This window comes from Rhodoferax sp. (genome assembly GCF_025354435.1).
In the GTDB taxonomy this organism is placed as follows: domain Bacteria; phylum Pseudomonadota; class Gammaproteobacteria; order Burkholderiales; family Burkholderiaceae_C; genus Rhodoferax_B.
On the sequence record NZ_JANXMU010000013.1, the window covers coordinates 1 to 26,801 of the forward strand.

At 65.9% G+C, this 26,801-nt stretch carries 28 protein-coding genes; 8 read left to right on the forward strand and 20 right to left on the reverse strand.

What is annotated here, in order from left to right:
• Positions 1-279: 279 nt before the first annotated feature.
• From Q0T48_RS03080 to Q0T48_RS03120, 9 genes are all read right to left on the reverse strand, one after another.
• On the reverse strand, positions 280-1,119 hold the full coding sequence (locus tag Q0T48_RS03080; RefSeq protein ID WP_295952229.1) for an SDR family NAD(P)-dependent oxidoreductase: 840 nt from the start codon (positions 1,117-1,119) through the stop codon (positions 280-282).
• Positions 1,119-2,300: an ABC transporter substrate-binding protein gene (locus Q0T48_RS03085; protein ID WP_295952232.1), complete on the reverse strand. Its 1,182-nt coding sequence runs from the start codon at positions 2,298-2,300 to the stop codon at positions 1,119-1,121. The genes Q0T48_RS03080 and Q0T48_RS03085 overlap by 1 nt, the downstream gene beginning before the upstream one ends.
• 63 nt (positions 2,301-2,363) lie before the next feature.
• Positions 2,364-3,068 carry an ABC transporter ATP-binding protein gene (locus tag Q0T48_RS03090; protein ID WP_295952236.1) on the reverse strand — a complete coding sequence of 235 codons (705 nt, stop codon included), beginning with the start codon at positions 3,066-3,068 and terminating at the stop codon, positions 2,364-2,366.
• A complete protein-coding gene (locus Q0T48_RS03095; protein ID WP_295952239.1) occupies positions 3,065-3,784 on the reverse strand; it encodes an ABC transporter ATP-binding protein in 720 nt (239 codons plus the stop codon). Before Q0T48_RS03095 ends, Q0T48_RS03090 begins: the two co-directional genes overlap by 4 nt.
• Positions 3,785-3,795: 11 nt before the next feature.
• On the reverse strand, positions 3,796-4,785 hold the full coding sequence (locus Q0T48_RS03100; protein WP_295952240.1) for a branched-chain amino acid ABC transporter permease: 990 nt from the start codon (positions 4,783-4,785) through the stop codon (positions 3,796-3,798).
• 14 nt (positions 4,786-4,799) lie between these two features.
• Positions 4,800-5,642, reverse strand: coding sequence for a branched-chain amino acid ABC transporter permease (locus Q0T48_RS03105; RefSeq protein ID WP_295952242.1), 843 nt, complete (start codon positions 5,640-5,642; stop codon positions 4,800-4,802).
• 29 nt (positions 5,643-5,671) lie between these two features.
• Positions 5,672-6,454: an SDR family oxidoreductase gene (locus tag Q0T48_RS03110; protein ID WP_295952246.1), complete on the reverse strand. Its 783-nt coding sequence runs from the start codon at positions 6,452-6,454 to the stop codon at positions 5,672-5,674.
• Positions 6,455-6,700: 246 nt separating this feature from the next.
• Positions 6,701-8,416: an FAD-dependent oxidoreductase gene (locus Q0T48_RS03115; protein ID WP_295952249.1), complete on the reverse strand. Its 1,716-nt coding sequence runs from the start codon at positions 8,414-8,416 to the stop codon at positions 6,701-6,703.
• A gap of 1 nt (position 8,417) precedes the next feature.
• Positions 8,418-9,212, reverse strand: a complete 795-nt coding sequence (locus tag Q0T48_RS03120; protein ID WP_295952251.1) for a ThiF family adenylyltransferase — start codon at positions 9,210-9,212, stop codon at positions 8,418-8,420.
• Between the two features lie 123 nt (positions 9,213-9,335).
• Between Q0T48_RS03120 and Q0T48_RS03125 the strand changes: the two genes are divergently transcribed.
• The 4 genes from Q0T48_RS03125 (at position 9,336) to Q0T48_RS03140 (ending at position 13,365) form a co-directional block, all read left to right on the forward strand.
• Complete coding sequence (locus Q0T48_RS03125; protein ID WP_295952252.1) at positions 9,336-10,154, forward strand: IclR family transcriptional regulator; 819 nt, start codon at positions 9,336-9,338, stop codon at positions 10,152-10,154.
• A gap of 2 nt (positions 10,155-10,156) precedes the next feature.
• Positions 10,157-11,845, forward strand: coding sequence for an FAD-dependent oxidoreductase (locus Q0T48_RS03130; protein ID WP_295952253.1), 1,689 nt, complete (start codon positions 10,157-10,159; stop codon positions 11,843-11,845).
• Between the two features lie 74 nt (positions 11,846-11,919).
• Complete coding sequence (locus Q0T48_RS03135; protein WP_295952254.1) at positions 11,920-12,546, forward strand: NIPSNAP family protein; 627 nt, start codon at positions 11,920-11,922, stop codon at positions 12,544-12,546.
• Positions 12,547-12,555: 9 nt separating this feature from the next.
• Positions 12,556-13,365 carry a sugar phosphate isomerase/epimerase gene (locus Q0T48_RS03140; protein ID WP_295952257.1) on the forward strand — a complete coding sequence of 270 codons (810 nt, stop codon included), beginning with the start codon at positions 12,556-12,558 and terminating at the stop codon, positions 13,363-13,365.
• A gap of 66 nt (positions 13,366-13,431) precedes the next feature.
• Here Q0T48_RS03140 and Q0T48_RS03145 read toward each other — a convergent pair whose 3' ends face one another.
• From Q0T48_RS03145 to Q0T48_RS03155, 3 genes are read right to left on the reverse strand one after another with little or no spacing between them, the layout of a single operon-like run.
• Positions 13,432-13,761 (reverse strand): NIPSNAP family protein, encoded by a 330-nt coding sequence (locus Q0T48_RS03145; RefSeq protein ID WP_295952259.1) that lies wholly within the window; start codon positions 13,759-13,761, stop codon positions 13,432-13,434.
• Entirely contained in the window at positions 13,758-15,464 is a 1,707-nt protein-coding gene (locus Q0T48_RS03150; protein WP_295952261.1) for an FAD-dependent oxidoreductase, read from the reverse strand. The genes Q0T48_RS03145 and Q0T48_RS03150 overlap by 4 nt, the downstream gene beginning before the upstream one ends.
• Positions 15,465-15,475: 11 nt before the next feature.
• The gene (locus Q0T48_RS03155; RefSeq protein ID WP_295952263.1) at positions 15,476-16,288 is read right to left on the reverse strand and encodes an SDR family oxidoreductase; all 813 of its coding nucleotides are present in this window, start codon (positions 16,286-16,288) and stop codon (positions 15,476-15,478) included.
• Between the two features lie 109 nt (positions 16,289-16,397).
• On the opposite strand from Q0T48_RS03155, the gene Q0T48_RS03160 reads away from it, so the two are divergent.
• Positions 16,398-17,348 (forward strand): helix-turn-helix domain-containing protein, encoded by a 951-nt coding sequence (locus Q0T48_RS03160; protein ID WP_295952266.1) that lies wholly within the window; start codon positions 16,398-16,400, stop codon positions 17,346-17,348.
• Here the strand turns inward: Q0T48_RS03160 and Q0T48_RS03165 are convergent.
• The 7 genes from Q0T48_RS03165 to Q0T48_RS03195 all read right to left on the reverse strand — a co-directional run bounded on the left by Q0T48_RS03165 (position 17,326) and on the right by Q0T48_RS03195 (position 22,630).
• On the reverse strand, positions 17,326-17,655 hold the full coding sequence (locus Q0T48_RS03165; protein ID WP_295952269.1) for a hypothetical protein: 330 nt from the start codon (positions 17,653-17,655) through the stop codon (positions 17,326-17,328). The genes Q0T48_RS03160 and Q0T48_RS03165 overlap by 23 nt on opposite strands.
• 161 nt (positions 17,656-17,816) lie before the next feature.
• Entirely contained in the window at positions 17,817-18,476 is a 660-nt protein-coding gene (locus Q0T48_RS03170; protein WP_295952273.1) for a DUF6629 family protein, read from the reverse strand.
• A gap of 12 nt (positions 18,477-18,488) precedes the next feature.
• The gene (locus Q0T48_RS03175; protein WP_295952276.1) at positions 18,489-19,064 is read right to left on the reverse strand and encodes an NAD(P)H-dependent oxidoreductase; all 576 of its coding nucleotides are present in this window, start codon (positions 19,062-19,064) and stop codon (positions 18,489-18,491) included.
• Positions 19,065-19,090: 26 nt separating this feature from the next.
• Positions 19,091-19,417, reverse strand: coding sequence for a chaperone modulator CbpM (locus Q0T48_RS03180; RefSeq protein WP_295952279.1), 327 nt, complete (start codon positions 19,415-19,417; stop codon positions 19,091-19,093).
• On the reverse strand, positions 19,414-20,325 hold the full coding sequence (locus Q0T48_RS03185; protein ID WP_295952282.1) for a DnaJ C-terminal domain-containing protein: 912 nt from the start codon (positions 20,323-20,325) through the stop codon (positions 19,414-19,416). The genes Q0T48_RS03180 and Q0T48_RS03185 overlap by 4 nt, the downstream gene beginning before the upstream one ends.
• Positions 20,326-20,475: 150 nt before the next feature.
• Positions 20,476-21,681, reverse strand: a complete 1,206-nt coding sequence (locus Q0T48_RS03190) for an MFS transporter (protein ID WP_295952285.1) — start codon at positions 21,679-21,681, stop codon at positions 20,476-20,478.
• A gap of 31 nt (positions 21,682-21,712) precedes the next feature.
• Positions 21,713-22,630, reverse strand: a complete 918-nt coding sequence (locus Q0T48_RS03195; protein WP_295952288.1) for a LysR family transcriptional regulator — start codon at positions 22,628-22,630, stop codon at positions 21,713-21,715.
• Between the two features lie 98 nt (positions 22,631-22,728).
• On the opposite strand from Q0T48_RS03195, the gene Q0T48_RS03200 reads away from it, so the two are divergent.
• Positions 22,729-23,190: a cyclophilin-like fold protein gene (locus tag Q0T48_RS03200; protein ID WP_295952291.1), complete on the forward strand. Its 462-nt coding sequence runs from the start codon at positions 22,729-22,731 to the stop codon at positions 23,188-23,190.
• A gap of 88 nt (positions 23,191-23,278) precedes the next feature.
• On the opposite strand, the gene Q0T48_RS03205 is transcribed toward Q0T48_RS03200, so the two are convergent.
• Complete coding sequence (locus Q0T48_RS03205; RefSeq protein WP_295952294.1) at positions 23,279-24,151, reverse strand: AraC family transcriptional regulator; 873 nt, start codon at positions 24,149-24,151, stop codon at positions 23,279-23,281.
• Positions 24,152-24,279: 128 nt separating this feature from the next.
• Between Q0T48_RS03205 and Q0T48_RS03210 the strand changes: the two genes are divergently transcribed.
• Both Q0T48_RS03210 and Q0T48_RS03215 read left to right on the forward strand, forming a co-directional pair.
• A complete protein-coding gene (locus tag Q0T48_RS03210) occupies positions 24,280-25,278 on the forward strand; it encodes a Gfo/Idh/MocA family oxidoreductase (RefSeq protein ID WP_295952296.1) in 999 nt (332 codons plus the stop codon).
• 5 nt (positions 25,279-25,283) lie between these two features.
• Positions 25,284-26,792 carry a GMC family oxidoreductase gene (locus Q0T48_RS03215; RefSeq protein WP_295952299.1) on the forward strand — a complete coding sequence of 503 codons (1,509 nt, stop codon included), beginning with the start codon at positions 25,284-25,286 and terminating at the stop codon, positions 26,790-26,792.
• Positions 26,793-26,801 lie beyond the last annotated feature (9 nt).

Genomic DNA, 26,801 nt, shown 5'->3' on the forward strand with positions numbered 1-26,801 from the left:
TTGCGGTGCTGGGCGAATCCCGCTTCTTGGTCGGCGGCCAGGGCCAGGGTGTGTTGCTTCATCTTTGTCGCCTTGTGAGGGATGACAATACCAATGCAAGTCACGCGCCAGGTCGGGACTTATTCAGCGTTGCCTTAAACCCGTTTTGTAAAGTGCCTGAAACACTTTACCTAGTATTGGTAAGACCTACAAGCGCGCAATTCAAACACACCACTTTTAAAAATGGGCCGGCGACCGTCACCATGCAAGTCCTCGCCCATAGATTGCGGATGAAGGGGCTTACACACCGTCTGTATGGCCTACCGGCGGCTTGCCGGGCCGCCCCGGAATCATGCCTAGCATGTGGTCTGAAATACCGCCGTCCACCAGCAGATTCTGGCCGGTGACGTACGACGCGTCCGCACTGCTGAGGTACGCCACCGCCGCGCCCACGTCTTCGGCCTGGCCGATGCGGCCCAGGGGCACAAGAGCCTGGCGTTGTTGCAGTGTGGTTGCGTCTTGGTAGACGGCTTCGGTCAGTGGCGTGCGGACCATGCCGGGGCACACCGTGTTGACGCGGATTCCGTCCACCGCCCATTCCTGTGCCAGCTGGCGGCACAGCATCACCAGCGCGGCTTTGGCGGCCGAATACGCGCCATAGCCGGGGTGCGGTGTCAGGCCCGACATCGACGCGATGGCCGTGATGCTGCCACGCGTGCGCGCCAGGGCCGGGTAGGCCGCCTGGGCCAGTAGCCAGGCCGAACGGGTGTTCAGGTTGAAGGTGCGGTCCCACTGTGCCACTGGCAGATCGGCCAGGCGGCCTGGGCCGGACGCACCGGCATTGCAGACCAGGGCCGTCAGGTCGCCGCCGTGGGCCTGGGCCTGTGCCACCAGGTCCGCGCATTGCGCAGCGTCGGTGATGTCGCCCGTTACACCGTGGGCGTTGGCATTGGCGACGCGCAGTTCGTGCACCAGCGCGTCCAGCCGTTCGCCGGGTTGGGAGGCGGCGGCACTGATATGGATGGGCCGGCCATCTTTGTGCGCCTGGGCGATCAGCGCGAAACAGATGCCCCGGCCAATACCCCCGGTCGCACCGGTGACCAGGGCGTGCACCGCAGTGGAGTACGTCGCCTTTGTCATCACATCTTGCACAAGGGCGAGGGTGCGGGGGTCAGCGACGGGTCGAAACGCTGTTCAATCACCGCGCGCAGCACACCATCGGCCACCTTGGCACGGCCCACAAAGTTGGGCAGCACCAGTTGGTTGTCTTGCGCACGCATGGTCACGCTGCCGTAAATCGTGTCGAGCTGGGCTCCGCGCAGGGCCTTGCTGACATCGCCAGGCTTGACGCTACCGGCTTTCTTCACGCCTTCAAAAATCACCTGCGTGCCGTTGTAGGCCCCGCCTTCGTTGTCCGATGGCAGGCGGTTGAACTTGGTTTTCCAGGCCGCCACAAAGGCCTTGTTGCGTGGCGTGTCGATATCCACAGCGTAGGGAATGGTACCAATGATGTCTTTGAGCGCATCGCCCGAGCCTTCGATCATGAAGTTCAGGATCAGCGAATGGCCGATCAGCTTCTTCGCCGGGATCAGGCCAAACTCCTGCGCCTGCTTGGCAAATGCAATCGCGTCGCGGCCGGTTTCCGCCACCCAGATGGCTTCTACGTTGGCGGCCTTGAGCTGGGCGATGTAGGGCGAAAAGTCTTTGGTGCCCAGCGGCACGAACAGGCTCAGCGGCACGGTTTTGCCCTGGGCTTCGACGGCCTTCTTGAACGATTCGCCCGAGTCGCGGCCCCAGACGTAATCGGCGGCCAGCACGGCAAACGATTTTTCCTTGAAGCTCTTGGTCCACTGGCCGATCATGGCCATGTCCATGGCATCGGAATGGTTGGTGCGGAAGCTGCGGGGGCGGCAGGTGTCGCCGGTGAGTTTGTCGGACTTGCTGGCCACGGCAAAGTAGGCCGCGTCCCAGCGGTCCAGGTTCTGCGCCAGGGCCAGGGAGATAGACGATGGAATCGCCCCGATCAGCAGGTTGTAGCCGTCGCGCGCCAGCTTTTCGGCCACGCGGCGGCCCGCATCGGGCGTGCCTTCGTCGTCTGCCGTTTGCACCTCCACTTTGCGGCCATCCACGCCGCCCTTGGCGTTGGCTTCGTCGATGGCGAACTGCACGGCGCGCATGACTTCTTCGCCCTGTTGGGCAAACACCCCCGACTTGGACGACACCAGGCCGATCTTGACGGGCTCCTTGCCCTGGGCCAGCACGGCAAGGGGGAGGGCGGCAGTGAGGGCCAGGGCGGTGAGTACGTGTTTTGTGGTGAGCATGGGTTTATCTCCTGAATCAAATTGCCGGAAGCGGCCCGGTTGCCGATAAAAAAGCTGCGTGCTTTAGACCATCACATGGGCTTCGAGTGCGTGCAGACAGGCCTTGCTGTTTTCCACCGGGCCTTCGGCAACCACCGCGCCCTTGGCCATGGCGCAGTAGCGGGCGGCCACGCGCACCACTAGGCTCATGTTTTGCTCGATCAGCAAGAGGGCTGTGCCCTGGTCGGCCACGCGGTTGAAGATGTCTGCCAACTGGTCCACGATCACCGGGGCCAGGCCCTCGGTCGGCTCGTCCAGCAGGATCAGCGCGGGGTTGGCCATCAGCGCCCGGCCCACCGCCAGCATCTGCTGCTGGCCGCCCGACAAGGCGGTACCCGGGGTGTGGGCGCGTTCTTGCAAGATGGGGAAGAGCTTGTAGATCTCGGGCACGGTCCAGGGGCCCTTGCGGCCCACGGCGGCACCCAGTTGCAGGTTTTCTTCCACCGTCAAATTGGCCACGATGCGCCGCCCCTGCGGCACCACCACCACGCCTTGCTGGGCCGCCATGTAGGGGCGTGGGCGGGGCAGGGTCTTGCTGCCCACGCGCACACTGCCACCGCGCAGCGCGGCCAGGCCCAGCACGGTGTTGACCACCGTGGTCTTGCCCACGCCGTTGCGGCCAATCAGTGCCACGCGCTCGCCGGGGTGCACCGCCAGGCTCAGGCCGTGCAAGATGTGGGCGGAACCGTAGAACGCGTTCACCGCGTCGAGTTTCAACAGGGCATTCATGCTGTGCTCCCCAAATAGGCTTCGCGCACACGCGGATCGGCGCGCACGCTGGCCGGTGCGCCGCTGGCGATCACCCGGCCGAGTTCAAAAACCGTGACCACATCGGAGATGCCGAAGACAACGTCCATATCGTGTTCGACCAGCAGCACCGCCACGTCCCAGCGCGAGGTCAGTGCCTTCAGGTGCTTGGCCAGGTCGTGCGATTCCTGCACCGACAGCCCCGCCATCGGCTCGTCCAGCAGCAGCACTTGCGGGCGGCCCACCAGGGCAAGCGCCAGGTCCAGGCGGCGCTGCTGGCCGTAGCCCAGGTCTTCGGCGGTAGCATCGGCCAGCGGCATCAGGTCCAGCTCTTGCAATACCGCGTCGGCATCGGCTTGGGAGTCGGCCACGCCCATCTTGTGCGAGGCCAGCTCCACCTGCTGGCGCACCGCCATCTGGCCAAAGATGCTGGTGCGCTGAAAGCTGCGCGACAGCCCGCGCATGCGGCGCTGGGTGGCCCCCAGGGCCGTCACGTCGTGCCCCGCCAGGTGCACCGTGCCGCGGGTCAGCCGGGTGCGGCCGGTGATGGCATCGATCACGGTGGATTTGCCTGCGCCGTTGGGGCCTATCAGTCCGCGGATCTGCCCGCGCTCCAGCGTCAGCGAGACACCGTCCACGGCCTTCACGCCGCCATAGTGGATGGCCACGTCGTTGGCTTCTAAAACATAGTTGCTCATGGGTGCTCCTCTCAGTGCCCGGGCGCGGCGCGCAGGGCGGGGGTGGATGGTTTGGGTCGGACCTTGCGAACCAATTTGCCCAGAGCCCCGGCAATGCCGGTGGGCGAGAACACGATCACGGTGATCAGTGCCACGCCGAAGATGGCCATCCAGTGGTTGGCGTAGTCGCCCAGAATGTCCTTGGCCAGGAAGTACACAACGGCACCCAGCGCCGGACCCCACAGCGCCTTGTAGCCGCCCACCACCACCATCATCAGCGCCACGCCCGACAGGCTCCAGTGCAGGTTTTCTGGCGACACAAAGCCGGTGTTCAGCGCCGACAGCAAACCGGCCACACCGGTCACCAGGGCCGACAGCGCATAGATGGCCGCCCGCGGCACCAGGGTGCGGATGCCGATGAAGCGGGCGCGCTCCTCGTTGTCGCGCACCGCCTCGGTGATGCTGCCAAAGCGGCTGCGCAGCAGAAGGGCCAGGGCCAGCAGTACCAGCACCAGCACCATCCAGCACAGCAAAAACATGTGCGAGGACTTCAGCAGCTGCGACATCGGCAGGCCAAACAGCGTGGCGGGCCACTCGATATTCATGCCGTCGGCACCGCCGGTCAGGCCACGGGAGCGCGAGGCCGTGAGGTAGAACATCTGCCCCACCGCCAGCGTCAGCATGCCAAAGGCCACGCCGGGCACCCGCACAATGACCAGCCCCATCACAAAGGCTACGGCGGTCAGCACCAGCAGGGTGACGAGCATCGCCGCCTCAGCAGGCATGGCCTGCATCTGCAGCAACAGACCCACGCCGTAGCCCGCCGCGCCAAAGAACAGCGCGTGGCCAAAGCTGACCATGCCGTTTTGCCGCAACAGCAGGCCCACGCCGCTGGCAAACACCGCGTAGATGATGGCCTGGGTGAGTAGCGACAAGACCGTGCCCGAGGTGACGGTGGCCGCCACCATGGCCCCCACCGCCAATGCGCCTGCGGTGGAGAAAGTGATACGTTGGATAGACATCTTGATTTCCTCTTTCAGGTTCTGCTGCCGGCAAAGCCCGCGGGCTTCCAGACCAACACGGCGACCATGATCACGAAGGGCAGCACCGCCGACAGGTCGGGCAGGTACACGGCACCCAGGGCCTGCACCATGCCCAGCACCATGGCGGCCACAAAGGCCCCCACCAGCGAGCCCAGGCCGCCGACCACGACCACCACGAAGGAATCGATGATCACGTCGCTGCTCATGGACGGCGACAGCGACAGAAACGGCGCGGCCACCACCCCGGCCAGCGCGGTGCCCAGGCCGACCACCCCGGCGCTGAGCACGTCGGTGTTCACCCCCTGCATGGCGGTGGTGGTGGGGTCGGTGCTGGCGGCCCGCACAAACAGGCCCACCTTGGAATAGCGCAGCCATAGGCTCAGGCCCAGCGCCACCAGCGCGCCCACGGCAATCACCGCCAGCCGGTAGGCGGGCACCGGCGTGCCCAGCAGATCGACCGAGGTGTTCAGCGCCTCGGGGGCGGCCACCGACAGGTTGCTCTTGCCCCACACGCTTTGCACAAAGTCTTCGATGATCAGCAGCAGGCCAAAGGTCACCAGCACCACGCTGAGCGGGTCGCGGTCTTGCAGCAGGCGAAAGCCGTAGCGGTCCAGCAGCACGCCCAGCAGCGCCATCACCGCCGGGGCCGCCACCAGCGCCACCCAGAAGTTGCTGTGGCTGGCGATGGAATAGCCCAGGTAGGCCCCCAGCATGTAGAGCGATCCGTGGGCGAAGTTCACCACCCGGCGCAGCCCGTAGATCAGCGCCAGCCCCGAGCACATCACGATCAGCAATGCGCCATAGACCAGGCCGTTGAAAAGGTTGATAGCCAACATTTTTTGTCTCCTCCAGTTTTAAAAGTGGGTCAGGCCGCCAGCGGCGCCAACGCCGAAGTGGTGCCGCCAAAAGCCGTCCAGCCGCCGTCCACCGGCAGCACCGCGCCGGTGATATAGCTGGCCTGGGGCGATGCCAGAAAGGCGATGGCCTCGGCAATCTCATGCGGTTCGGCCATGCGTCCCAGCGGCGTGCGCTGGGCAATGCCTGGCAGGTCGATGGCCCCCTGGCGGCCCAGTTCGGCCACCAGTGCGGTGCGCACATAGCCCGGGGCCACGGCGTTGACGCGGATGCCGTCGCGGGCCCACTCGCTGGCCATGGCGCGGGTCATGCCGATCACCCCGGCCTTGGCCGCGCTGTAGGCATTGCGCGCGGGCAGGCCGGTGCTGCTGGCGATGGAGCCCAGGTTGACGATGGCCCGGTGGCCGGTGTCTTGCAGCATGGTCTTGGCCACCGCCTGGCTAACCAAGAAGGTGCCGCGCAGGTGTACGTCCAGCACCCGGTCAAAGGCCGCCACATCTTGTGCCACTGTGGGGCCGGTCTGGTCAGCGATGCCCGCGTTGTTGACCAGCACCGCAATGCGGCCCAGCGTGCGGGCTGCGGCGATGGCCGCGTCCACGCTGTCGGGCTGGGTCACGTCGCAGCCCAGGCCTAGATGCTCGGGGCCTAGCTCGGCGGCGCGGGTTTGGGCGGCTTGTTCACGCAGGTCCAGCAGTGCAATTCGGTAGCCATCGGCTGCCAGCTTTTGTGCGGTGGCCCAGCCAATACCGTCGGCAGCACCGGTGACGATGGCGACCATGGAGGTAGTGGCCATGCGTCAAGCCAGGTGGGTAGGATTTAAAGAAAAAGAGCCTATAGCGCATATGCTGCCTGCGCTAGTAGCTCCTAAGTTGATAGCAATTGGGTTTTCCATATGTGTCTCCTCACGCGGTTTTAGAACGAGCGGTATCTGCCGCCCTCTGTCAAAAGCAGCTGAATTTTGGTTTGCGGGGGGCTTTAATTCACCAACGATTCGGGCCATGAACAGGACATTTCCTGCATGGCCCCGCAGGGGTTTTCCCTAGGCGGAAGTGCGTGCTGCCGCGTGGCGCGCGGCCAGATAAGCGAACACTACCCCCGGCCCCAACGTGATGTCGGGCGCGGTATAGACCCCGCCCATGATGCTGTGCATGTCGTTGCCCACCGCGTACAGGCCGGGGATGGGGGTGTTGTCTTCGCCCAGCACGCGGGCATCGCCGTCGGTGGCAAAACCGGTGGACGCACCGATGTCGCCCGGATAAAGGCGCACGGCGTAAAACGGGGCTTCGCGCAGCGGGCCGAGGTTGGGGTTTTTGCCGCCTGCGCAGGGGTCGCCCATATTCTGCGAATAGGCGGTGCTGCCGCGCTGGAAGTCTGGGTCGATACCGGTTTCGGCGTAGTCGTTGATCTGGGCCACGCTGGCCTGCAAGTGGGCTGCAGGCAGGGCCAGTTTGTGCGCCAATGCCTCCAGCGTGTCTGCTTGCACCAGGTAGCCATCGGCCAGGAAGGGCTCCAGTCCCTTGCCACCGGGGCGCACCATGCCGATGCCATATTTGCGCAGGGCGTTGGCGTCGCACACCAGGTAGGCCGCCATCTGGGGCTGCTGTTGCAGGGCCAGCGCGAACAGGTGGTAAGAGGTGCTTTCGTTCACGAAGCGGTCGCCCGCCTGGTTCACTGCCAGAATGCCGGGCTTGGCGCGGTCCATCATGAAATGCGGGAACACGGCGGTGTTGCCGTCGGGGCGCTGGCGTTTCGATACCGGTGCCCAAAAGGCCGGACTCAGGCCGCCGGGGCCGTAGTGCGCACCCGCGTGCTGGGCCAGGCCATGGGCTTCGCCGGTGTGGCCGGGTGCCGCCGGGCACCAGTCGGCGGAAATGCCGGGCAGCAGGTCCTGGCGCAACTGCGGGTGGCGGTTGAAGCCGCCGCTGGCCAACACCAGGCCCTTGCGCACGGCCACGGTGCGGCGCTGACCGTCCTGCACCAGCGTGAGGGATTGGATGCCGTTGGCATTGCGCTGGATGCGCTGCACCGAGGTCTGCAGGGCCAGTGTCACATTCGCGTGTTGCGACAGCGAATGCAGCAGCCGCCCCACCAACGCATTGCCCATCACCAGCCGGGTGCCACGCGGGTGGCGCAGGCGGTCGGTGGCATGGCGCGCTAGCAGTTTGCAGGCGTGCTTGAACGAGCGGAAGGACTTGCCCAAGCCCAACAGGTGGTTGATGTCGGTACGGTCCACCATCATGCCGCCGAGCACGGTGAACTCGGGGATGGGCGGGCGCACCAGTGGGAACAGCGCGCCCAGCAGGCGGCCATCAAAGGGCAGGGGCTCCAGCGCCCGGCCATTCAGGGTGGAGCCGCCCAGGTCGGAGATGTAGTCGGGGTGCTTGGGGTAGGCGCGGTAGTGCACCTCGGTGCGGTTCTCCAGCACCTCCACCGCCTGCGCACCAAAGTCCAGAAAGGTCTGGCGCAGGGCGGCCGGGCTGCGCGTGCCCACGGCGTTGTCCAGGTAGCGCTTGGCATCGACCAGGGTATCGGTGGGGTTGACGCTGGCCGAGTGCCGGGTGCCGGGAATCCAGGTGGTGCCGCCCGACCAGGCGGTCGTGCCGCCCACGTGGCCAGTGCGCTCCACCAGCAGCACCTGCTGGCCTTCCAGCGCCGCAAACAGCGCGGCCGCCATGCCCGCACCGCCCGCGCCGACGACGACCAGATCAAAACTGCTGGACTCGGGCAGTGCGCTTAACGAGGAAAGTACCTGCATCTCACTTCTCCAGCAGGAAGTTCACCATCAGATCGCGCACCCGGCCAAACATGTGGGCCCCGGTCATGGTGGCGCAGCGCTTGGCGCGGGCGGCGGCGATCAGCGGCGTGATGGCGGGCGCAGTGATCACGCAGCCGACAAACATGCTGCTGTGGATCTTGTCGGCATCCAGCGGATACGGATCGGCTTCCTGCATGCCCACCGGCGTGGCGTTGAGCACGATGTCAAACCCCGTGGGGTCGGCGCTGCCGTGGGTCACGGCGCAGCGGCCCAGGCTGGCCAGTCTATCGACCAGGGTGGTGCGGCGGGCGCTGTCGGCATCGAAGATGGCCAGCTCACTTACCCCCGCCATCACCAGCGCATGGGCAATCGCCGAGCCTGCGCCGCCCGCACCCACCAGCAAGGCCTTTTTGCCTTCGGGCTGGCAGCCGTTGTCTTGCATGGCGGACACAAAGCCCAGGCCGTCGAACATGTCGCCGTGCCAGCTGCCGTCGGGGTTGCGGCGCATGGTGTTGACGGTGTGCAAAAAGGCGGCGCGGTCCGAGGTGGTGGCGCACAGGTCATGGCAGGCGAACTTGTGCGGCACGGTGACGATGATGCCGTCCACGTTCTGCGCCAGCGACACCCCGTCCACCCAAGCCGCCAGTTTCGCCGGGGCCACGTGGGCGGGCATTACATAGGCGTTGTGACCCTGGGCCTGCAAGGCTTGCGTCACGCCTGCGGGCGATTTCACCTGGGCAATCGGGTCGCCCACGATGAAGTGGATACGGGTGGCACCGCTGAGGGGTTCGGTCATGGATTTAGTCTCCGTTCAGTTTGGAATGGTTGAATCATAGTCAAAAGTGGAATAGTGTTCAAGTATTGAATTAAATTCTGATTTTGCTATGATGCGCCATCGCCACACACAAACGAGCAAGCCATGAACGGTGTTTTAGAACGGACCCTTGCCATCCTGGAGCTGCTGTCCCAGCACGGTGGCGGCCTGGAGCTGGCCGCCATTGCCGACCGGCTCGACATACCCCGCAGCGCGGTGCACCGCCTGCTGGTGGACCTGGTGCGCTGCGGCTATGTGCGCCAGACGCGCGACCACGGCGACTACCTGCTGACCACCAAGCTGGTGTCCATGGGCCTGAGCTTTTTGAGCAACACCGGCATCGTCGACATTGCCCAGCCGCTGCTAGACCGGCTGGCCGAAATCTCGGGCGAGCTGGTGCGCCTGGCCGTGGTGGACGGCAACCGCCTGACCTGGGTGGCCCGCGCCCAGGGGGCCCGCCAGGGCCTGCGCTACGACCCCGACATGGGCAGCGATGCGCGCATTTCCTGCTCGTCTTCCGGCCTGGCCTGGCTGTCCACCCTGGCCGACGACGAAGCCCTGGCCCTGGTGGCCCAGCAGGGCGTGGGCCCGGTAGAGGAATTTGGCCCCAACGCGCCCAAGACCCTGCAAGAGGTGATGGCGCTGGTGCAATCCACCCGTGCGCGCGGCTACAGCCTGACGCAAGAAACCTACACCCCCGGCCTCAACGCCATGGCCGCCCCGGTGTGCCTGGCCGGCCAGGCGCTGGGCACCCTCAGCATCGCCGGGCCGTCGGCCCGCTTCACGCTGGAGCGCATGCAGGCCCTGGGCGGTGATCTGGTGTCGCTGGCAGCGCAGTTGGCTGCCGCCAGCGGGGCCTCGCCGTTCTTCAACCAGCCGCGTGCCAATGCGGCGGCGGGCTTGAAAAAAATCTATTCTGCTTGACCATGGCCGCCACCGAACACACCGACCTGTTGGTCATCGGCTCCGGTGCCGGGGGCTTGTCGGCTGCCGTCACCGCCGCCCACCTGGGCCTGAAGGTGTTGGTGGTTGAAAAAGAGCCGCAGTTTGGTGGCACCACCGCCTGGTCGGGTGGCTGGATGTGGCTGCCACGCAACCCGCTGGCCACCGAGGCAGGCATCGTTGAGGACATCGCCACACCCACGGCCTACCTGCGGCAAGAGCTGGGCGCGCAGTTTGACGCGGCGCGGGTGCAGGCTTTTCTGCAGGCCGGGCCGCGCATGGTGGCGTTCTTTCGCAGCCAGACCGCTTTGCAGTTCATCGACGGCAACGGCGTGCCCGACTTCCATGGCCGCAACCCGCATGCGGCGCTGGGCGGGCGCTCGATTTGCGCCGCGCCGTTTGATGGCCGCCGCCTGGGTGCGCACATCGCCCAGCTCAAACCGCCGCTGCCCGAGACCACGCTGTGGGGCATTGGCATTGCCTCGGGGGCCGAGTTGCGGCATTTCTTCAATGCCCTGCGCAAGCCAGCCTCGCTGTGGCATGTCACCAAGCTGGTATTGCGCCACTTTGCCGACCTGCTGCGCTATCGGCGCGGCATGCGCCTGGTCAACGGCAATGCGCTGGTGGCCGGGTTGGCAGCATCGGCCTTTGCCCAGGGCGTGGAGATCCGCACCAACAGCCCGGCGCAGCGTTTGCTGACCGAGCAGGGCCGGGTGGTCGGCGCGGTGGTGAATGGTGTGGAGATCCGCGCCCGCTGCGGCGTAGTGCTGGCCTGCGGCGGCTTTCCGCATGACGTGGTGCGCAAAAAAGAGCTGCTGCCGCACGCGCCCACCGGGCAAGAACATTGGTCTGCCGCCTCGCGCGGCAATACCGGCGACGGCCTGCGCCTGGGCGAGACGGTGGGCGGCCAAGTGGCGCGCGATGCGGTGCAGGCGGCGGCGCTGGCCCCGGTGTCGCGGGTGCCGCGTGCCGATGGCTCGGTGGCCCACTTCCCGCACCTGGTCGAGCGCGCCAAGCCGGGGCTGATCGCGGTCACCGCCGCAGGCCAGCGCTTCACCAACGAGGCCGATTCCTACTACGACTTTGTCAGCAGCCTGCTGGCCGCCACCCCCGCCGGTGAACCTGCCCAGGCCTGGCTGGTCTGCGACCACGCCTTCATCCGCCACTACGGCCTGGGCGCGGTCAAACCGGCCCCCATGCCCATGGGCGCGATGCTGCGCAACGGCTACCTGCAACGCGGGGCCACACTGGCCGATCTGGCCCAGGTCTGCGGCATCGATGCAGCCAGTTTGCAGGCCACGGTGGCACGCTACAACCAGCAGGCCCTGACCGGCGTGGATGCCGACTTCGCCAAAGGCGACACCCCGTACAACCAGGTGCAGGGCGACGCCGCCAGTGGCTACCCCAACCCCTGCATGGCCCCGTTGACCCAAGGCCCGTTCTACGCCGTCAAGGTGGTCCCCGGCAGCCTGGGCACTTTCGCCGGGCTGCGCGCCAACGCCAGTGCCCAAGTGCTGGACGCGCAAGACCAGCCCATCCCCGGCCTGTACGCGGGTGGCAACGACATGCACAGCCTGATGGGCGGCACCTACCCCAGCGGCGGCATCACGCTGGGCCCGGCCATGGCTTTTGGCTTCATAGCCGCCCACCACGCTGCAGGCATGGATTTATAAGAAATTGGACTCTAGCGCATATTCCGTCTGCACAAGCAGCTCTTTATTTAATAGCAACCAAGGATTTCATCACCATGTACTACGAACTCGCCACCATGACCCTGCCGTTCGGCACCGCAGGCCAGGCCGCCACCAACGTGCAGGCTTTTGCCAGCGCACCCGAGGCCAGCGGCGAACTGCTGGGCTGCTGGTTTACCGACATCGGCCAGCTCAACCAAATGGTCGTGCTGCGCGGCTTTGCCGACCTGGCCACGCTGCAAAAAGAGCGCGGCCGCACGCAGCAAAGCGCCGACGCGTTTGGCTGCGGCAGCATCTTCCAGAGCCTGGAAGTGCACAGCTACAAAGGCTTCCCGTGGATGAAGCCGGTGCGCCCCTCGGCCGAGTCGGGCATTACCGGCCCGGTGTACGAGATCCGCACCTACGGCATTAAGCCGGGCGGCGTGCAGGCCACCATCGACCTGTGGGAACAGTACGTGCCACCGCGCGAAGCCCTGTCGCCCTGCGTGGTGGCCATGGTGGCGTTGGACGGGCCTTTGCGCTTCACCAACATCTGGGCCTACCCCACGCTGGACGCGCGCAGCAAAGCCCGTGCCGACGCGGTGGCCCAAGGCATCTGGCCGCCCAAGGGCGGGCCTGCGCACCTGACGACCAACATGTTTTCCACCATCGCCATGCCCACCGCGGTATCGCCTTTGAAGTAAGGAACTGGCATGCGCAGCTACTCCCTAGCCTATCTCACCGCCGCCAACCTGACCCCGCCGCAGACGCTGGCCGCCGCCGCCCAGCTGGGCTACGGCCACGTGGGCCTGCGCCTGCGCCCCAACGCGCCCGGCGCACCCTACCAGCCGCTGCTGGGCGATGCTGCCGTTCTGCGCGAAAGCCTGGCGGTGCAGCGCGATACCGGCGTGGGCGTGTTCGACATCGAGATCATCCGCATCGGTGCCGACTTTGACCTGCAGGCCTACCTTCCGCTGCTCGAAGCCGGGGCCGCGCTGCAAGCCCGCGCGGTGCTGGTGGCCGGGGACGATACCGACCCGGTGCGCCTGGCCGACAACTACGCCCGGCTGTGCGCCCTGATGCAGCCCTACGGCATGACGGCCGACCTGGAGTTCATGCCTTGGACCGCGGTACCCGATGCCCAGGCTGCCCTGCGCACCGTGCAGGCCGCAGGCCACCCGGCCAATGCAGGCATCTTGGTGGATGCCTTGCACGTGGCCCGTTCCAGCACCACGCTGGACGACCTGCGCGCCTTGCCGCCCGCGCTGTTGCACTACGCGCAGATTTGCGATGCGCCAGCGGGCAAAGACTTCACGGTGGAGCAGATGATCCACACCGCCCGTTGCGAGCGCTTGTTGCCGGGCGAGGGTGGCATCGACCCCGCGGGCATCTTTGCCGCGCTGCCTGCCGACGTGCCCGTCAGCGTAGAAGTGCCGCACCAGGTGCGGGCCGGGCAGGTCGGCGATGTGGAGTGGGCGCGGCAGGCGCTGGCGGCTTCGCGCAGGCTGCTGGAGGCGGCGTAGTTTTTTTAGTCATTTAAGCTGCTTGCGCATATTCCACCTGCGCAAGAAGCTATAAATTAAATAGCATTAACCCAAGGCGGGCATCTCCACCGCCTTGACCAAGCGCGTCTCTTGCGCGGTGATCAAATGCCCCGATGCCGCCAGGTACGCGCCGAAGCCGGGGTGGGTGTCGCGGGCGAAGCAGCGGCGCTCGTAGTCGGCCAGATTCTCGTAGGCCCAGAGGTGCACAAACTGGTTTTGCGGCCCCACCAGGCTGGTGTAAAAGCCTACGGGGTGGCCCAGCGTCTCCATCAGGATGGGCATCGCCAAGCGGTTGAATACCTCCAGAAACTCCGGCATCTTGCGCAGCGCAATGGTGTAGGTGCGGTGGTCGATCAGCGGTTTGGCGCGGTTCATGGTGCGGCTCCGGCCCGGTCGGCGATGTGGTTGCCGGTGATGAAGCCAAAGGTCATGTTGGGCCCGTGGGTGATGCCCGCACCAGGGTAGTTGCCGCCCATCACGCTGGCGCGGTCGTTGCCCACGGCGTACAGGCCGGCAATCGCTGAGCCGTCGCGTTTAAGCACCTCGCCCACCACGCTGGTCTGGATGCCGTCGAAGGTGCCCAGGTCGCCCATCACCACCTTGAGCGCATAGAACGGGCCGGTCTGCACCGGGGCCACGCAGGGGTTGGGCTGGTGGGCGGGGTCGGCCAGGTAGCGGTTGAAGCTGGTGCTGCCGCGGTGGAAGGCCAGGTCCTGGCCGTGCACGGCACCGGTGTTGTAGCTGCGTACGGTCTGCTCCAGCCCGGCGGGGTCGATACCGGCGTGGGCGGCCAGCTCGGCCAGGGTATTACCCTTGGCCAGGTAGCCGCTGCGCAGGTGGCCGCCCAGCGGCATGGGCGCGGGTTTGGCATAGCCCAGGCCGTATTTGGCGATGGTGGTTTTATCGCAGATGAGCCACATGGCGGTTTCCTTCTGGCCTGCGCAGGCGCGCACCAAGGCCGCACCCACGTCGTGGTACGAATTGGACTCGTTGGTGAAGCGCTGGCCGTTGCGCAGCACGCCGATGATGCCGGGCTTGTAGCGGTCCAGCAGGTGCGGGAACACGCCGAAGGTGCCGTCGCGGTAGGGCACGCGCGAAACGGGCATCCAGGCGGCGCTGTCTTCGAAACGGATATCCACGTTGGCCCCCAACTTTTCTGCCATGGCCACGCCGTCACCGGTGTTGCCCAGGGGCGTGGGCGACAAATGTTCGCCCCCGCGCCGCACATGCGGATAGGCCTTGGCGATGCGCTGGATGTCTTGCGGAAAGCCGCCGCAGGCCAGCACCACGCCATGGCGGGCGGCGATGCGGCACGGGCCATTTGCGCCGTCGGCCAATACGCCGGTGGCGCGGCCATCGGCCAGGGTGACTTCGCGCACCGGGGTGCTGGTGAGGATGGGAATGCCCAGGTCCAGCGCGGACTGGGCCAGGCGTGCCGCCAGCGCGTTGCCGCTGGTGACATGGATGCCACGGCCGTACTGGGCCAGCTCTTTCAGGTGCGTAACCAGGCGTTTGGCCACGTAGACGAACGAGGTCAGCGACTTGGTGGCCTGGAAGAAGTGCTTCAGGTCGGCATTGGACGAGTTGAACATCATGCCGATGAAGGTGATCGTCTTCAGCGGGGGCTTGAGCCGCGCCATGTCTTTGCCCAGGCCCCGGATGTCGTAGGGCGCGGCCAGGATGGAGCGGCCCAGGTCCACACCGCCGGGCGCGTCGGGGTGGTAGTCGGGGTACATCGTGGGGATGAACTGGGTGGCGGTTTCGCGCTCGAAGAACTCCACCATCTTCGGGCCGTAGGCCAGAAAGGCCTCTACCGCTTCTGCGTCAAAGAACTTGCCGGTTTCCTGCTGCATGTAGGTGCGCACGGCTTCCAGGGTGTCGGCCGGGTTCTGCTTGCGGCCATGTGGCCCCAGGGGAATCCACAGCACGCCGCCCGACAGCGCGGTGGTGCCGCCAAAAACGGGTTCTTTCTCTAGTACCACCACGTCCAGGCCGCGCTTGCGGGCGGTGATGGCGGTGGCCAGGCCGGCTGCGCCGGAGCCGACGACGACGAGGTCGCATTCGATTATTTGGGTCATCTTTGTGTTCCTCAGGTGGCGTTGAAACCGGGGCGGGGCACCATGTCCATCAGCATGGAGGTCATGCCGCCGTCCACCGCAATTTCGGCGGCGTTGACGTAGGCGGCGCGTGGGCTGGCCAGGAACAGCGCCACATCGGCAATGTCCTGTGGCTCGCCGACGCGGCGGCTGGCGGTGACGGCCGCGCGCTTGGCCTCAAAGCCGGGCTCCTCGTAAAACTTGGCCGACAGCGCGGTGCGAACCATCCCGGGGCACACCGCATTGCTGCGCACGCCCTGCGGCCCCCATTCCACCGCCAGCTGGCGCGACAGCAGCAGCACCCCGGCCTTGCTGGCGCTGTAGGCCCCGCTCTGGGTCTGCGGGGTCAGGCCCGAGACCGAGGCCACGTGCACCAGGCTGCCGCGCCCGGCCTGGCGCATCTGCACCCCGAACGCGCGGGCGCACAGCAGGTAGCCGGTGAGGTTGACGGCCAGCACTGCGTTCCAGTCGTCCAGGCTCACATCGGCCAGACCCCCGGCGCGCAACATGCCCGCGTTGTTGATGAGGGCGTAAGTGGGGCCCCAGGCGGCTTGCACGCGCTGGGCGGCGGCCTGCACGCTGGCTTCCGAGGCCACATCGCAGGCCACGGCCATGGCTGCCGCGCCCTGGGCGCTGAGCGTGGCGGCGATGTGTTCGCAACCGGCCAGATCGCGGTCGAGCAGGGCCACCCGGGCTCCGGCCTGGGCCAGGCTGCGGGCGATGGCGGCGCCAATGCCGCTGGCGGCCCCGGTCACGGCGCAGACCTGGCCGTCAAGTTGCAGCCAGTGGCGGGGGGTGTCGGGCATGCGGGTCTCCTTGTTATTTGAAGACCCTATTGTTCAAATTACGGGCAAATACCGGTTTGACAATTCACGCGAAAACCCAGACAGTTCGTGCATCTTTCAGGGGAACTATGTGGCAACCAGGGTTATCCCGAATTACGCGCTGTACGGCGACCAGGCCGCGCCGGGCTGGCAAAACTCGTTCGATTTTGAGTGGATTCCGCAGCGCTCCCGTCCTTACAACTGGGAAATCAGGCCCCACAAGCACGACGCTTTCATCCAGATCCTGTACCTGATGCAGGGCACGGCCGAGGTGTTGCTAGACCACGCCAAGTTTGCCGTCCGCGCGCCGTGCCTGTTGCTGATTCCCGCACAAACCGTGCATGCCTTTAGCTTCTCGGACGACATGGACGGGCCGGTGGTCACGGCGGCGCAGCGGCCCCTGGAGTCGCTGGCAAGTGTGGCCATGCCGGGGCTGTTGCCCACTATCCGCAAGCCCGCCATCATTACCCTGGACGACAGCAGCGGCCACGCGGCTACGTTGATGCCCTTGTTTTTGTCGCTGGAGCGCGAGGCGCATTTGCTCTCGGCCGGGCAGGTGAATGCGGGCATGGCGCTGGTGGCCGCGGTGTGCGTGCAGGTGGCGCGGCTGGCCCAGGTGCAGCAGGCCGCACGGGCGCACGGCAACCCGCGCAAGACGGGACAGATCGAGAAATTTCGCGCCATGGTGGATGCCCGCTTCAAGCAGCATCTGCCCATTACCGCCTATGCCGAGCAGTTGGGCATCACGCCGGGCCAGCTCTCGCGCCTGTGCCGCGAGGTGCTGGGCATGTCCAGCCTGGATGTGATCAACGCCCGGCTGGTGCACGAGGCCCAGCGTGACCTGGTCTACACCAGCAACAGCATCCAGCAGCTGGCTGACAACCTGGGCTTTGCCGATGAAACCTACTTTGGGCGCTTCTTTCGCAAACACACAGGCCTGAGCCCGCGCGCATTTCGCTTGAAGGCGCTGGAAGCCATGCTGGTGCCTGAGACTGCAGGGCCTGCGCCGAACAACCCGGCTAGCTCCACCACCGCAGCGTAGATTTGGGCTCTTGGATGCGGAATTTCAGCCGGGGAAATTTACGGCGCTGGAAGCCAAAAATCATGCTCCAGAACGAGCGCCGCCGCCGGGGCCGCATGCCTAACGCGGCATAGCCCCGGACCGTCAGGCCGCGCGCAATGGCGTACATCGGGGGGCGGCTAGGGTATTTGGTCAGGGCGGGCGGGCCGATGTCGGCATCGACCAAACCGTTGTGTTTGAGCGTGACCAACCACCCGACTTCCACCGGGTTGTTGATGTAGGTATCACCATCGTACTGCGACAGCTCTTTCAAAAAATGTAATGACATAGGGGCCTCCGCAAGCTAGCCTCTATTGCACACCGCAGGCGGTCAAACCCGTGTAGGACAAGCGCGCCGGGTAGGCTTCACGGCCACCCCTTGTGGAGGGCGAAGTTATCAGCTTTTTAGGCCTCTAGCGTATGTACTACCTATGCAGTTAGCTATATTTTTTATAGTTCGGTAGATTCTCGGGCAGCGCGGTGCCGGGGGAAGTGCAGCAGCACGATGCCGCTCAAAATAGCCGCAAAAAAGCACCACACCGAAATAAACCAAGTGGTGTAGACCGTGTAGGCGGCGATGAACGATACGGTAGCCACCACGCCAAACAACCACACCGCCCGCTGGCTGGACAGCAGCGGGCTGGCGCAGGTGCTCAGCAGGTACAGCCCGCTGGCGGCCAGCACGTGAAAGTGCGGAAAGATGTAGACGATGTGCTGGCCGCTGACCTGGGCCACCACCCGCAGCCGCAGCAGGTAGTAGAGCAAGAACAGGCCCGCCGCCGTGCCTGCCAGCGCCACACCTACCAGCAGCTTGCGCCGCCAGGGCACGGTTTCCATCAGCAGCACCGCCACCGGCACATAAATGGGCCGAAGCACTTGCGAAAACACCGAATACGACTGCGTCAAGGCGACGTTCAGGCAGGGGGCTTTGTCGGGAAAGGTGAGCCACAAGGCCCCTTCCAACAGTTGCTGGATGCCAAACAGCACCGGGATCAGCGCAAATGGCAGATCCCGGTGCCGCTGCGCCTGGCTGGCCCGGCGCGCGGCCACCGAGCCCATCGCCAGCAGCACGGTCCCTGCCGTGAAGCTGGCGGTGGCAGAGAAGCACATGCGGGACGGGGTTTACTTGGTCGCCATGGTGGCGATGGTGTTGGACTGCTTTTGCACCCAGGCCACAAAGTGGTCCATCCAGCCCTGCAGGAATTCTTGGCTGCCCGCACCGATGTTGCCGTTCGCATCAAACAAACCCTCTTTGGCGTGGATGAAGGCCTCGGGCTGGTCCATGGTGGGCGCATCCAGATAGGCCAGGATATTGCGCAGATGCTGCTGCGCCAGCGCCGTGCCGATGGCCCCGACCGACACCCCCAGCACCCCGGTGGGCTTGCCCGCCCAGGCGTTGTGGCCGTAGGGACGGGAGGCGTGGTCAATGGCGTTTTTGAGCACGCCGGGAATCGAGCGGTTGTATTCGGGCGTGACGAACAGCAGGCCTTGCGAGGCCGCAATGTCCTGCTTCAGGCGGATCACCGGTTCGGCCTGATGTGCATCGTCGTCCTGGTTGTACAGCGGCAGGTCGCCAATCTGCAGCAGCTTGAACGAGAAGTTGGACGGGGCCAGCCGGATGATGGCGGTAGCCAGTTGCTGGTTGAACGACTCTTTGCGCAGGCTGCCGACGACAACCGCAATTTGGTAATGTTGCATAAGGTTCTCCAGGGGGTCAGGTAGGTTTAGGCGAAGTGGGCGGGGACCAAGGCCTGGAGCGACTTCACCTGGCGCTCCAAGGTTTCGATGCGGTTCAGGTGGCCCAGCAGCAAGGCCACGGTGAACAGTTCCAGGTCGAAGTCGCTGCGCAGCTTGCCTGCGGTGCGCAGCGGAGTGACCCATTCGGCGCTGAAACTGGGCGGCTGCGTGGCCGGTTGCAGCGGCACCAGGGCGCTGTACTCCACCAGTTCCTGCAGGTCGTCGGTGGCTATGCCGCAGCAGCTGGACAGCTCGGCCAGCGTCATGGTTTCGCTGGCATCCAGCCAGACCCATTCAATGAGGGTGAGGTTCATGGGGTCTCCTTCGGAGCGTGGGGGCGGGGATTGAAATGCGAAATGCGCGACAGCTCCAGGTACAGCGCCCGCTCTTGTTCAGACGGCGTGGCAGCCACGTCGATATGCACCAGCGCATACAGGTCGCCATGGCCGCCCTTGCCCTGGGCCAGGCCCCGGCCGCGCAACCGCAGCTTGCGCCCGGCGCGGGTGCCTGCGGGCACGGTCAGCAGCACCGGGCCGTCCAGCGTGGGCACCTCGATCTCGGCACCCAGGGTGGCTTCCCAGGGTGTCAGCGCCAGGTCGAAATACAGGTCGTGGTGGTCGGCGCGGAACAGGGCGTGCGGTGCCAGCGTGATGTGCAGGTAGATGTCGCCATCGGGCCCGCCGTGGCGGCCCTTGCCGCCTTTGCCGCGCAGGCGCAGCTTCTGGCCCTCGCGGGTGCCGGGCGGAATGGTCACTTCCAACGTGCGCGTGCCGCCTGCATCGGCCAGGTCCAGATTCAGCGTAGTGCCACGGTGCGCGTCTTCCAGCTGCAGCGAGACGGTGTTTTCATAGTCGCGGCCCGGGGTGGCCACCGGGCCATGGGCGGCTCCGCGGTGGCTGCGGCCCAACGCGGCCAGCAGGTCGGCCAGGTCCAGGTCGTCGAACGAGGCTGCATCGGCGGCGTGCTCGTGCCGCCACTGCGGCGGCGGGGCAAATTCTTCGCCGGGCTTGGGGCGGCCCAGCGCGTCGTAGGCGGCGCGCTTTTCGGGGTCTTTCAGGGTGGCGTAGGCCTCGGCGGCTTCCTTGAAGCGGGCCTCGGCATCGGCTGCCTTGGACACGTCGGGGTGGGTTTGGCGCGCCAGCTTGCGGTAGGCCTTCTTGATCTGGTCCAGGCTGGCGTCGCGCGGCAGATCCAGCGTGGCGTAGTAGTCTTTGTAGTGCATGCAGGTGACCTTTGGTTCGATTGCGCGCGCCTACCGTAGAGCGGCGGGCGCGCGGAGTCTGTGCGGTGCAGCACATAGCAGATGCACCGGCCCATCATGGCCGGATCCGCGCGGCCCGGGCTGATCTATATCAATGTTTGCACGCTGAGTTCAGGCAATGTGCGGCGCCACAGACGCTCGCCATGCTGCCCACGCGAACATTGCGGACCCGGTCAGCAGCAGCGCCCCCAAGGCAAACGTGCTCCACCAACCCACGGCATCGAACAGGGCACCGCCCACCCCTGCGCCCAGGGTGATGGCCAACTGGATGGTGGCCACCATCAGGCCGCCGCCTGCTTCTGCGTCTTGCGGCAGTGTCTTGCTCAACCACACGCCCCAGGCGACGGGGGCGGCAGTGCCCACCAGCCCCCACCCCAGCAGCAACAGGGCCACCGCTGTCGCCGAGGCCCCAAGGGCAATCAGCAGCGCTGCCATTACCGCCATGCACAGCGGAATCAGCACCAGGTAGGCAAACAACCGCGCTTTCAGCAGCACCCCCACGATATAGGTGCCTACCAGGCCGCTGGCGCCCATGAGCAGCAGCATGAGCGATAGCGAAGAAATTTCCACGCCGGTAATGGTCTCCAGGAATGGCCGCAGATAGGTGAACACCGCGAACTGGCCCATGAACAGCAGCATGACGGCCGCCAGGCCCAGAGCCACCTGAGGCCGCCGCAGCAACACGAACGGATTGCCCGATGGGTTGCGTCGGTCGCCAGGCAGAGGCGGCATGCGGGTCCATTGCCAGGCGAATGCAGCGATGGCGAGGGGAATCACAAGGCAAAACGCGCCTCGCCATCCTACATACTGGCCCAGGAAGCTGCCCAATGGGGCGGCGATGGTGGCAGCCAGTGCATTGCCGCCATTGATGAGGGCCAATGCCTTCGGCACGGCATGTGCGGGCATGAGCCGCATGATGGTGGCGGTGGACATAGACCAGAAGCCGTCGATGGCAATGCCCAGCAGTGCGCGGCCCAGCATGAACACGGTGTAATTGGTGGCCGATGCCACGACCACGCCCGATAGCGTCAGCAGCGCTGTAAAGCACAGCAAGACCCGCCGCCGGTCGAACCTGCCGGTCAACGGCGCGTTGAGCAGGCTGGTGAGCACGGCAAAAATGCCCGAGATGGAAATCGCTTGCCCCGCGCGCCCCTCCGACATGGCGAGGTCGTGCGCAATCGGGGTCAGCAAACTGACCGGCATGAACTCAGACGCGATCAACACGGAGACGCACAGCGCCAGGGACAGCACAGCTCCCCACTCGGGGCGAACGGACGGTAGGGCATGGCGCCCGATAGGGTAATCAACGGTGTTCATGGTTTTGGGTGAGGCAAGAGGTGGTGAATTTCTATCCGCGCCGCTTGGGCTTGGCTACGCTGGATAAGCGCAGCGCATCCAGCACCAGCGAGAACGCGGGTGACGATTGCCGACGACTGGGGTAGTACAAAAAATAGCCTGCAAATGGTTCGCACCAGTCTTCCAGCACGCGCACTAGGCGACCTTGCTCGATGTGGGGCGCGAACTCTTCTTCGGGCAGAAATGCGATGCCTAGCCCGGCCAGCGCAGCGCCCACCACGTGGGGGGTGGTGTTCACCACCACTTGCCCGTCCACGCGCACATTCAGCGGCTGGCCTTGGCGTTCAAAATCCCAGGCGGGGAGGCCGCTTTGCAGGGAATAGCGGATGTTGATGCAGCGGTGCGCAACCAGGTCACGTGGTGTTTTGGGTTTGGGGTGGGCGGCGAAGTACGAGGGCGCGGCCACCGTGGCCATGCGCAGCTTGGGACCAATCGGCAGGGCCACCATATCCTTGTCGATGGTGTCGCCCAGGCGCACACCGGCATCGAAGCGGTCGGCCACGATGTCCCTGAAGCCGTAGTTCACATCGAACTCCACCTTCACATCCGGGTACGCCAGCAGCAGGGGCGCCAGCTTGGGCAGCAGCGTGGTCTGCAGTACATGGTCGCCACAGGTGATGCGCACGGTGCCCGCGGGTTTGTCGCGCATCTCGGTCAGGGCATCCAGCTCGGCCTCGATCTCGTCGAAGCGGTGGCCAATGGCCTGCACCAGTCGCTCGCCCGCTGCAGTGGGCGACACGCTGCGCGTGGTGCGCGTCAGCAGGCGGATGCGCAAGCGCGTTTCCAGCCCGGCTATGGCCTGGCTGAGTGCCGACGGCGTGACCCCCAGCGCAGCTGCGGCACGGGTAAAACTGCCTTCGCGCGCCACCGTGACAAAGGCCAGTAAATCGTTGAGGTTGCGTCGTGCCATGGAGCGAGTGTCCCTGAAAGATTGGTTAGATGAGCTAACAGACCATGTAAGCATTCATTATCTAGACGAGGTCTGCGCGGGCCATCAGAATGCAGGCCATGCCCACACACCACACCCCCTCCGACGGCACCACCCGCAGGCTGCGCAGTGCCGCGCTGTGGATGTGTGCCTTGTTTGCTACGTCCGTTTTTGCCCAGGAGCCGCCCATGAAGATCCGTCTGCACGTCCAGGGCGAGGTGGCCACCGCCACCCTGGCAGACAACGCTACCGCCTGCGACTTTGCGGCGCTGCTGCCCCTGTCCATCACCTTGAGAGACTTCGCCAAGGTCGAGCGCATTGGCGACCTGCCGCGCGAGCTGTCCACCGTAGGCGCACCGGCGGGCCTGGACCCGGTGGTGGGCGATATCGCCTACTACGCGCCGTTGAACCACCTGGTGGTTTTTGCGGGCAACAACGTGTACGCCGATGGACTGGTACGTTTGGGCCGGGTCGATACCGGCCTGGCCGCGCTGCAGCGCCCCGGGCCGCTGCAGGTGCGCATCGAGCGCATCGCGGACTGAGCGCTTTTATCCATGTTTTTATTTATGGGTAAAAAGTGGCTCTAGCGCTTATGGAATGGGCGCAAGCAGCTATTTAAATTAGAGCAATTCAGGCACCACCCACTTCCGTGCGGAAGCTACGTCTAAACGCCAGCGGTGTCATGCCCTTCACCGCCCGGAACTGCCGCGTGAAATAGCCCTGCTGGCGGTAGCCGGTGGCCTCGGCTATCTGGGCGATGGGGCGGTCGCCGTCCAGCAGCAGGGCGCAGGCGTGGCCTATGCGCAGCTGCGCCAGGTAGCCGCTGACGGTGTTGCGGGTGCTGCGCTTGAAGGCGCGCTGTAGTTGGCTCTGGCTCATGGCGGCCAGGTCGGCCAGGGTGTCCAGGCGGATGGGCTCGGCGTAGTGGGCGTGCAGGTGGGCCAGCACCCTGTCCAGCCGGGCCCGGTCGCGCGGTAGCTTGTCTGTCGCAAAGCCTTGCAGGGCCAGCAGTTGGCGCTGGCGGTCGGCGGCCAGCAGCAACAGCACCTCGACCAGGCCCAGCCAGCGCTGTGCTGGGGCCATGTCCACCAGCGCCAGCAGCCGGGGTCGCACCGTGGCGACAGTGGCCGCGCTGAAGGCCACGCCCCGGCGCGCATCGGCCAGCAGCGGGGCGATGCTGTCCAGCTCCGGGTAGGGCTGGGTCAGACCGTAGGCCCATTGCGGCTGGAACCACAGCACCAGGGCGCGGTGCGGCTGGGCCGGGTCCAGGGCCGCGCGCGACTGCCAGGCGTGCGGCAGGTTCGGGCCGACCAGCACCAGATCCGCATCGCCATACTGGCCCACGTGGTCGCCCACGAAGCGCTGGCCGCTGCTGTTCAGCGTCAGGGTCAGCTCGAACTCGGGGTGGTAGTGCCAGTTGAACGGAAATGCGGGCAACTGCCGGTCGAACAGCGTCCACGACTGGCCGCTGCTGAGGGTGACTTGTTCAAACCAAGCTTGCATGACTGAATTATGCAATTGACGCAGTGTGGTGGATACAGATGCGGTAATCGTGCAAAAACTCGCGATTTTTCTGCCAGCCCAGCCTCGGCAAATTCCTAAACTTGGCTCCACAACACAAGGAGCACACGATGGCACACACTTTAGGCTGGGGACTGATTGGCGCGAGCACCATCGCCCACGAATGGATGATCGACGCGATCCGCGCCCAGCCGGGCAACACGGTAGCTGCCGTGCTGAGCAGCAACGCCCAGCGCGGCGCAGACTACGCGGCGGCCCACGGTATTGCCCAGTCGTACACCGCACTCGATGCGTTGCTGGCCGACCCGGCGGTGGGTGCCGTCTACATCAGCACCACCAACGAACTGCACGCCGCGCAGGCGATTGCCGCTGCCGCTGCGGGCAAACATGTGCTGTGCGAAAAGCCTCTGGCCATGAACCTGGCGGACGGCCAGGCCATCGTGGCGGCCTGCAAAAGCGCCGGGGTGGTGCTGGGCACCAACCACCACCTGCGCAACGCGGCCACGCACCAGGCCATGCGCGATCTCATCCGCAGCGGGGCCATCGGCACGCCGCTGTTTGCCCGCGTGTTCCATGCCGTGCAACTGCCCGCGCACCTGCAAGGCTGGCGTGTAAATAAGGCCGACGCGGGCGGCGGCGTGGTGCTGGACATCACCGTGCACGATGCCGACACTCTGCGCTTCCTGCTGGATGCCGAGCCGGTAGAGGCCATCGCCATGACCCCCACCGCAGGCCCGCTGGCCGATGGCGTGATGGCCGTGCTGCGCTTTGACAACGGCGTGCTGGCGCAACTGCACGATGCCTTCAACGTCCCGCATGCGGGCACCGGCATCGAGATCCACGGCAGCCTGGGCTCCCTGGTGGGCCGCGATGTGATGACACAGCGACCCGTGGGCGAGGTGCGGCTGCGCACCGCCGACGGCGAGTGCGTGGTGGCGGTGGAGCCACGCAACCTGTATGCGCATTCGCTGGCGGCTTTCAACCGGGCCGTGCAAGGGCAGGGCGTACCGTCGGCCACGGGTGAAGATGGCCTGCGCTCCTTGGTGGCCGCGCTGGCGGTGCTGGAGGCCGCACGCACCGGGCACAGTACGCCAGTAGCAACCGTCTGAAGGCCATGGACGCAGACATTGTCATCATCGGCTCCGGCGTGGGCGGCGGGGCCATGGCGCGCAGCCTGGCCAGCACCGGTGCCCGCATCCTGATCCTGGAGCGCGGCGAACGCCTGCCGCGCGAGCCGCAAAACACCGATGCCGAAGCCGTGTTTGCCCAGCGCCGCTACCGCGCCCCCGAGCGCTGGCTGGACGGTGCGGGCCAGCCCTTCCAGCCCGGCCAGTACTACTTTGTGGGCGGCCACACCAAGTTCTACGGCACGGCCATGTTCCGCCTGCGCGAGCGCGACTTCGCGGCTACTGAACATACCGACGGCACCTCGCCCGCCTGGCCCATCAGCTATGCCGATCTGGAGCCGTACTACGCCGAGGCCGAGCGCGTGTTTGGCGTGCACGGCCAGGCCGGGCTGGACCCGACCGAGCCACTGCGCTCCAGCGCCTACCCGCACGCCGCCATCCCGCACGAGCCGCTGATTGGCGTGCTGGCCGCCAAGCTGGCCGGGCAGGGCTTGCACCCGTTCCATATGCCTTCAGCGGTAGACCTGCACCCGGGTGGCAGCTGCGTGCGCTGCGGCACCTGCGATGCCTTTCCCTGCGCCGTGGGCGCCAAGGGCGATGCCGAAACCCGGCTCATCGACCCGGCCCTGCAGCACCCCAACGTGACCCTGCAAACCGGCAGCCAGGTGCTGCGCCTGGTGACCGATGCCCAGGGCCAGCGCATCGTGGCCGCCGAAGTGCTGCACCAGGGCCAGGTGCAGACCATCCGCGCGCCGCTGTTCATCCTGAGTGCCGGGGCCATCAACTCGGCCCTGCTGTTGCAGCGCTCGGCCAACGCGCAGCACCCGCGCGGTCTGGCCAACAGCTCGGACAGCGTGGGCCGCTACTACATGAACCACAACACCAGTTGCCTGATGGGCATGCTGCCGCTGACCGAAAACACCACGCGTTTCACCAAAACCCTGGCGCTGAACGACTTTTACGACGGCAATCCCGACCACCCCACGCCGCTAGGCCACATCCAGATGCTGGGCAACATCCAGGAGCCCATGGTGCGCTCGGCCATGCCGCTGCTGCCGCGCTGGGCGGGCCGCATGTTGACCCGCCACAGCGTGGACTGGCTGGCCATGTCCGAAGACCTGCCGCACTTTGACAGCACCATCCGCCCACTGGCCGACGGCAGCGCGCAGCTGCACTGGCAGCGCACCAACATGGCCGCGCACGCCACGCTGGTGGCGCGCACCAAGGCGCTGCTGCGCAGCCTGGGCTTTCCGGTGGTGTTGAGCCGCCCGTTTGGCATTGACACGCCTTCGCACCAGTGCGGTACGGTGCGCATGGGCAGTGATCCGGCGCAGGCCGCGTTGGACCCGTGGTGCCGGGCCTACGACCACCCGAACCTGTTTGTGGTCGATGCCAGCTTTTTTCCGTCATCTGCCGCGCTGAACCCGGCGCTGACAGTGGCCGCCCAGGGCCTGCGGGTAGGAGAATACGTGCGCAAACATTTAGCGACTTTCTAATCCCGGAGA